9 protein-coding genes and 1 other RNA gene are annotated in these 6,275 nt (G+C 43.6%); 4 read left to right on the top strand and 6 right to left on the bottom strand.

From position 1 onward, the window contains the following. A partial coding sequence (locus V3S16_RS03150) for a tyrosine-type recombinase/integrase (RefSeq protein ID WP_413883220.1) occupies positions 1–962 on the top strand: 962 nt, incomplete at its 5' end. Positions 963–1,004: 42 nt separating this feature from the next. Here the strand turns inward: V3S16_RS03150 and ssrA are convergent. Next, positions 1,005–1,360, bottom strand: a transfer-messenger RNA (tmRNA) gene (gene ssrA / locus V3S16_RS03145). Positions 1,361–1,469: 109 nt separating this feature from the next. On the opposite strand from ssrA, the gene V3S16_RS03140 reads away from it, so the two are divergent. Further along, positions 1,470–1,604 carry a hypothetical protein gene (locus V3S16_RS03140; protein ID WP_413883219.1) on the top strand — a complete coding sequence of 45 codons (135 nt, stop codon included), beginning with the start codon at positions 1,470–1,472 and terminating at the stop codon, positions 1,602–1,604. Between the two features lie 13 nt (positions 1,605–1,617). Here the strand turns inward: V3S16_RS03140 and V3S16_RS03135 are convergent, their stop codons facing one another. The 5 genes from V3S16_RS03135 to V3S16_RS03115 all read right to left on the bottom strand — a co-directional run bounded on the left by V3S16_RS03135 (position 1,618) and on the right by V3S16_RS03115 (position 4,893). Continuing rightward, entirely contained in the window at positions 1,618–1,839 is a 222-nt protein-coding gene (locus V3S16_RS03135; RefSeq protein WP_413883218.1) for a YgiT-type zinc finger protein, read from the bottom strand. Between the two features lie 5 nt (positions 1,840–1,844). Then, entirely contained in the window at positions 1,845–2,180 is a 336-nt protein-coding gene (locus V3S16_RS03130) for a DUF4258 domain-containing protein (RefSeq protein WP_413883217.1), read from the bottom strand. A 184-nt stretch (positions 2,181–2,364) separates the two neighbouring features. Continuing rightward, positions 2,365–2,829 (bottom strand): SsrA-binding protein SmpB, encoded by a 465-nt coding sequence (smpB, locus tag V3S16_RS03125; RefSeq protein WP_413883221.1) that lies wholly within the window; start codon positions 2,827–2,829, stop codon positions 2,365–2,367. Positions 2,830–2,832: 3 nt separating this feature from the next. Beyond that, complete coding sequence (ptsP, locus tag V3S16_RS03120; protein ID WP_413883216.1) at positions 2,833–4,605, bottom strand: phosphoenolpyruvate--protein phosphotransferase; 1,773 nt, start codon at positions 4,603–4,605, stop codon at positions 2,833–2,835. Positions 4,606–4,611: 6 nt separating this feature from the next. Next, the gene (locus tag V3S16_RS03115) at positions 4,612–4,893 is read right to left on the bottom strand and encodes an HPr family phosphocarrier protein (RefSeq protein WP_413883215.1); all 282 of its coding nucleotides are present in this window, start codon (positions 4,891–4,893) and stop codon (positions 4,612–4,614) included. A 236-nt stretch (positions 4,894–5,129) separates the two neighbouring features. Here V3S16_RS03115 and uxx1 point away from each other — a divergent pair, with 236 nt between their 5' ends. Next, complete coding sequence (uxx1, locus tag V3S16_RS03110) at positions 5,130–5,348, top strand: UXX-star selenoprotein family 1 (protein WP_413883214.1); 219 nt, start codon at positions 5,130–5,132, stop codon at positions 5,346–5,348. Between the two features lie 291 nt (positions 5,349–5,639). Next, positions 5,640–6,275: TIGR00730 family Rossman fold protein (locus V3S16_RS03105; RefSeq protein ID WP_413883213.1), on the top strand; the 636-nt coding region annotated here is incomplete at its 3' end.

The following is a 6,275-nucleotide window of genomic DNA, read 5'->3' as shown; positions in this document are numbered from 1 at the left end:
AAGTCGCTCAACAATGGGTCAAGATAATGCTACAAAAGGTAAAATCCTCAACATTGAAGGATTATCGTGGCGCTATGAATTATTACATTCTGCCCAGATTTGGGAATGTGCCAATCAAAGACATTGATTTTCTGGATGTTGAAGAATTCAGAAGCGAAATGAAGTGTTCCAGTAAAAGGAAAAACAATGTCCTTGTGCCGATGCGTTCATTGATGAAGTTCGCTTTCAGAGCAGGATTGATAGATAAAAATCCTATGGGCTTGGTTGAAAACCTATCAGTCAGCAAGCCGGAAATTTACCCTCTATCAATTGATGAGGTTCATCGCTTCCTGGATGCTGTCAAGCCACCATACAAGAACTTTTTTATAGTGGCTTTTTATACTGGGATGCGTTTCGGTGAGATGGCTGGTCTAAAATGGAAGAATGTTGATTTTAGGTTAGGTGTCATCAAGGTCAGGGAAACAAGGGTAAGGGGTAAAGAAGGTAGCCCCAAGACCAAAGGTTCAATCAGGGATATTAAAATGTTGCCCCCAGTGGTTGAAGCGTTGAGAGACCAGCGGAAAGCCACAATGGGTAAATCAGATTATGTGTTCCTGAATTTTTATGGTCGTCCACTGCTTCCTAACTCAGTGAGTTTTCATATCTGGAAACCGGCATTAAAGAAGGCAGGATTGAAGCCAAGGTCGCTTTACCAGACCAGGCACACCTTCGCTACATTGATGCTGGATGCCGGAGAACTGCCTGGATGGGTTCAGAAAATGATGGGGCATGCGAGCATGAAAATGATACTGGAACGGTATTATTCCTATATCAAGAACTATCAGCGTGATGACGGCTCTGCATTTATGGATAATGTCTATAATCCGAGCGTAAAAGAGGCTGACGAAACACCAGACGAGGATGAAAAATCTGAAAATTTTACACCAAATTTACACCAAAATGAAAAAAGGGAATCAGTGTAATCTCCAATTCCCTGTAATCATTAAATAAATACAAACTGTAATTGGTGGAGGCGGCGGGAGTCGAACCCGCGTCCGAAAATATTCCGCCGAGGCATCTACATACTTATCCTGAACTCTAGCTTTCGCCTATTCAAGTCTCCTCCAGGCTGGATGCTTGAAAGGCTATCCTGTAATAAGATTCGCCCATCCGTTAACAGGAATTAGGGACAGGCTATCCTGCTAGTCGACGCCCTTTCCGGATTAGCAGGAATCGTCCGGAAGGACGTTAGCCTTTAAGCGGCTAAAGCGTAGTTATAATCATCTGCGATTATATTTAGTTCCCCGCCATTTTTACAAGCCGGCAGGAGCTTGGTATGCAACCTGAGCTTCTTTATCCCCGTCGAAGCCGTTTCGCCCCCAAATTGTGAAAGAACATAATGTCCTATAATAATCCAGTAACGCACTAAAGTCAACGGCAACAATTAGAATAATGGTATACTGGAATTTCGAAATCATTGAAGGGTTACAGTGAAAAAAGGTGGTCCAGGATTGATAGCTGAATACCATATTTCTATAATTTTATCTCCAGCGGCCTATCCTTATTCCCAGAAAGAAGAAACTGACGGAACCCCACTGCAAGTTGGTGGAGCATTAAAAATATAATAGACCGTAAAAACTAAGCCGCATATCTTATAATCTTTAATTCTGCTTCAGTGTCCGCATTTTCGATAATCGCGTCCACGCGCTTTAGCACCAGGTCGTCTAATAAATATTCACTACAACCGTCACACTGAATTACTGGCAAATCCTTCATAATAATAATCGTTGTATCATTTACTTTAAATGGAAGATCAGTATTGATAGATTGCATTCCTGACCCACATACATGACATTTCATAGTTCTTACCTCCTCGTCTTAAAATCTTCTTCCCATTCTTCCGGATCTGGGTAATAAGCAGTAACGACACGAATATTTTCCTCTTCAATATCAACAGCAAATAGTACGTGAAATATCTTGCCTTGAAATTGAGAATAGACAAGATAACTTGGAAAATATTTATCTTTTGGATATTCTTCAATAATTTCATAATGTTCGGAGGAATCTAAGATGGCCCGCCGGGAGATAAATCTTCCTTTCATACGCATATTCACGTGGTAAGTCCACTTTAATTTCTGTAGCTTTACACATCGGCATATAAAAGCCAAAGGATCCTCTGAAATTAAATATTCAGACGCCATCAGTTTTCACTTTTGAGATTCTTCTACCGCAATTTCTATTAAGTCTGAAAACTTTCTATAGCGGTTTCCATAAATATGTTCCGATTGTTTCATCTTTGTGCCTTGAGCGGTGTAGCCGCATGTCATAAAATCATAATACCTGAATCTTTCAAGATTTTCTATGCAAAATTCAGGTGTTACGATTTTATTTGTATTCCTTTTTAGATCGCTCCAAATCCCTTTCCTGATCGCGCCGCCGAATGGATTCACGCTTGTCATACTTACGCTTGCCTTTTGCAAGGGCCAGGGTTAGTTTGGCCTTTCCGTTTTGGAAATACAGCTTTAAGGGTATCAGGGAAAACCCCTTTTCATTGACCTTGCCATACAGCTTTTTGATCTCGTAATTGTGCAAAAGCAGCTTTCTTGTTCTTAAAGGATCATGATTGTCATGATAGGCAAAGGGATAGGTGCCAATGTGTATTTGATAAACAAATACCTCACCTTTTTTTATCCTGGCATAGGAATCCTTGAGGTTTACGCGGCCCAGCCGCAGGGATTTGACTTCGGTTCCCAAAAGGATCATCCCCGCCTCGTAGACGTCCTCGATAGAATAGTTGTACCGGGCCTTTTTGTTCTCAGCGACTGTCTTGATATGTTTTTCGTTCAAAATGAATTATCCTTCCTTGAATATTTTATCGGATAGAATACTACCGTAAGTATTTTGCACCAGGTTCATGACGCCTTTAGTGGTAGTCTCTTTCAGCACTTCCGCTATAAAGGGTCTGGTTTCATTTATTGCAAGAGATCTTATCGTTTTTTTTGCCATTGGTATGGATTGAGGGTTCATGCTCAACTTTTCCAGCCCCAGCCCCAAAAGAATCGGCAAGTTCATCGGATCACTAGCCATCTCGCCGCACATAAAGACATTTATACCGCTGTCACGAGCTACATCGGCAACATGTTTGACCATGCGGATAACGGCAGGGTGCAGCGGCTGATAAAGATGGGCTACCTGTCTGTTCACGCGGTCGACTGCTAGTGAAAACTGAATCAGATCGTTAGTGCCGATACTGAAAAAATCAACATTTTTTGCCATAATATCCGCCAAAATTGCTGCTGAAGGAACCTCAATCATAATCCCAACTTCAATGTTTCTGTCATAGTCGATACCTTCATTGTCGAGAGAATCGGCGACCTCATTCAAAATTTTTTTGGTCTCAAGGATTTCTTCAAGGCATGAAATCATGGGGAGTAAAATCCTGATGTGCCCGAACGCCGAAGCCCTTAATATGGCTCGAAGCTGGGTCTTGAAAACATCGGGCTTTTGCAGGCAGTATCGGATACCCCGAAGTCCCAGCACAGGGTTGGCCGCCTCGGAATCGGATGCATAGGAAGCCGCTTTGTCACCGTTTATATCGAGAGTTCGGATGGTAACCGGCCGTGGGGTGATGACGTCGACAACATCCTTGTATTTATCAAAAAGCTCATCTTCGCTGGGAAAATCCGAGCGGCTTAAATATTGAAACTCTGTGCGGTAAAGGCCGATACCGTCTCCACCATAGGTCATAACGGCAACGACTTCTTCAGGCAGTTCAATATTGCCCATCACCTGCAGGTGGATACCATCCAGTGTCACCGCCGGAAGATGGCTCTCCCGGGAAATAACGGCTTTATGCTCCTCGTACCTTTCCTGGCGTTCTTCGAATTGGATTAGTGCCTGGCCGGTGGGATTAATAATAACAACACCGGACGTGCCGTCCACAATTATAATGTCATCGTTTTTGATTATACGGGTGGCATTTTCGAGTCCCAGCACCGCAGGAATCTCAAGGCTCCTGGCGATAATGGCCGTGTGGGATGCCTTGCCGCCGCGGTCGGTTATAAATCCCATGACTTTCTCCAGCTGTATCTGGCTGGTTTCCGCAGGAGATAGGTCGGTCGCCACCAGGATAACCTGCTTGCCAATGGAAGCAATACTCTCGGTTTCAGCTCCAATCAGATTACGCATGATGCTGTCAGAAACATGGATGATATCGGCCGCCCGGGCCCGCAGGTAGGAATCGGTCATGTCGCTGAACATCGCTTTTACATTCGATGCCACTGTCTTAAGAGCCCACTCGGCATTTACCTGTTCGTTTTCAATGGTCTCAATTGTCCGTCCATATAGCATCTTGTCTTTGAACAGCACCATATGGGTCTCAAGAATATGGGCATGCTGGCTAAGATCTTTAGGGGTTTGTTCAATAATTCTATAAAGCTCGTCTTTGGCCTTCTTTACAGCATCCTTAAAGCGTTTGATCTCTTCTTTTAATTTTTCTCTTTTGACAGAATACTTTTCAACAACATCAACACCTTCTCGACCAACCAGATATGCCTTGCCAACGCATATTCCGGGTGAGGCCGCAATACCGTGGATCTGCATTTCTGTATCGTTGTTATTCAACATACAACTTTATTCCCCAAAACCGCTTTCAACGAGCTTCACAAGATCATTCAATATTTCATGATCCAATTGATCGTCAATTTTTATGGTTATTTCTGAACCCTGCTCGCAAGCAAGGGTAAGGATGTCGACAATGCTGGACGCATCCGCCTTGGCACCGTCTTTTATTATCCATATTTTTGATTTACTGTTTTGGGCCCTTTTTGCTATCTTGGTTGCTGACCTGGCGTGCAGACCTAAGGCGTTGATGATAACAACATCCCGACAAATCTCTCTATCCAATTTAACCATGGTAGACATTTTTTGTGGTGTATAGACGGAGCCCCATGCCAAAAACGAAAGAAAAAATTAGATGCAAAATATAAAAATTTTATCAACCTCCGTGATATTTGTCAATCTGTAATCATTGACAAAACACTTAACAACTGTTAAAAAATGCTATGGCATAGTCTCTGGCAATATGCTGAAATTGCATAAAATTATTTTTTTCTGTTTCAACCAAATACCAGAACAAGGAGGAAGTAACCATGTCGGAAAAAATCTTAATTTACGGCAAAGACACCTGACCCCATACCGTCGCAGCTCGTGAAGCTTGCGCCAAAGAAGGCCGGGAGGTTGAATATTGTGACGTTCGATTTGATGCTGACAAAATGAAGGAAATGCTGAAGTATTCCGATGGTGAACGCCTGGTGCCGGTTATTGTGGACCAGGGCAAGGTCACTATCGGATTTAACGGTGAAACCTGAGGTGTTTGAATGAACTCGGCTGGAAGCCGAATTAGTTTCCATCCATAAATGACTCTTTTTCCGCAATCTCAGCGTCAATCTTCGGAATCTCTTGTGCGTCATACTCTATTGTATGCCTTCCTGTCCCGCTCTGCGGGGCGCGCAATTCCTTGATTTGACTCGGGACGTCCGTGCCCCTCGCCCTTACGGGCGGCTATTCAGCCGTCTACTTCCGCTATCCTGCGGAATTGCCCTTGACCTTGCGAAAAAATTCTCATTTCTGAATTGAGGATAGGTGGTACTGTGCATAATATGGAGAGACAATTTCTGATTGACGATTTAAAAATCGGTGAAGCCTGGCGGCTGTTCAAAATCATGGGAGAATTCGTTGAAGGGATCGATACCCTTCATGATCTGGGTCCTGCCGTTACCATCTTCGGCTCAGCCAGAACGCAACCCAATGATCCTGTTTATAAGAAAACCGAAGATCTTGCCGCACTTTTTGTCAAAAACAAGTTCGCCGTTATTACCGGGGGCGGCGAAGGCGTCATGGAGGCGGCCAACAAAGGTGCCGCCGAAGCAGGGGGAACTTCCGTCGGGCTCAACATTCTATTGCCGTTTGAACAAACGCCTAATCAGTATGCGAATATTAAACTCGACTTTAAATACTTTTTTATCCGTAAGGTCATGTTCATCAAATATGCCTCCGCTTATATTATCATGCCCGGCGGTTTCGGTACTATGGATGAGCTTTTTGAGGCGGTGACTTTGATTCAAACCCATCGCATCAAACCGTTTCCGCTGATCCTGGTCGGTTCAGACTTCTGGGGAGGACTGGTCGACTGGATCAAATCCCATCTGCTTGCAGAAAAACGGATATCGCCGGAAGATCTTGAAATTCTTCAGGTCATAGATGATCCTGAAAAAATCGTCAAGGCGGTGCAAAAA

The sequence above is a fragment of the Candidatus Desulfatibia sp. genome (assembly GCF_036446775.1).
Taxonomy (GTDB): domain Bacteria; phylum Desulfobacterota; class Desulfobacteria; order Desulfobacterales; family UBA11574; genus Desulfatibia_A.
Note: the sequence above shows the minus strand (reverse complement) of the source record. Positions and strands in the feature narration are given on the sequence as shown.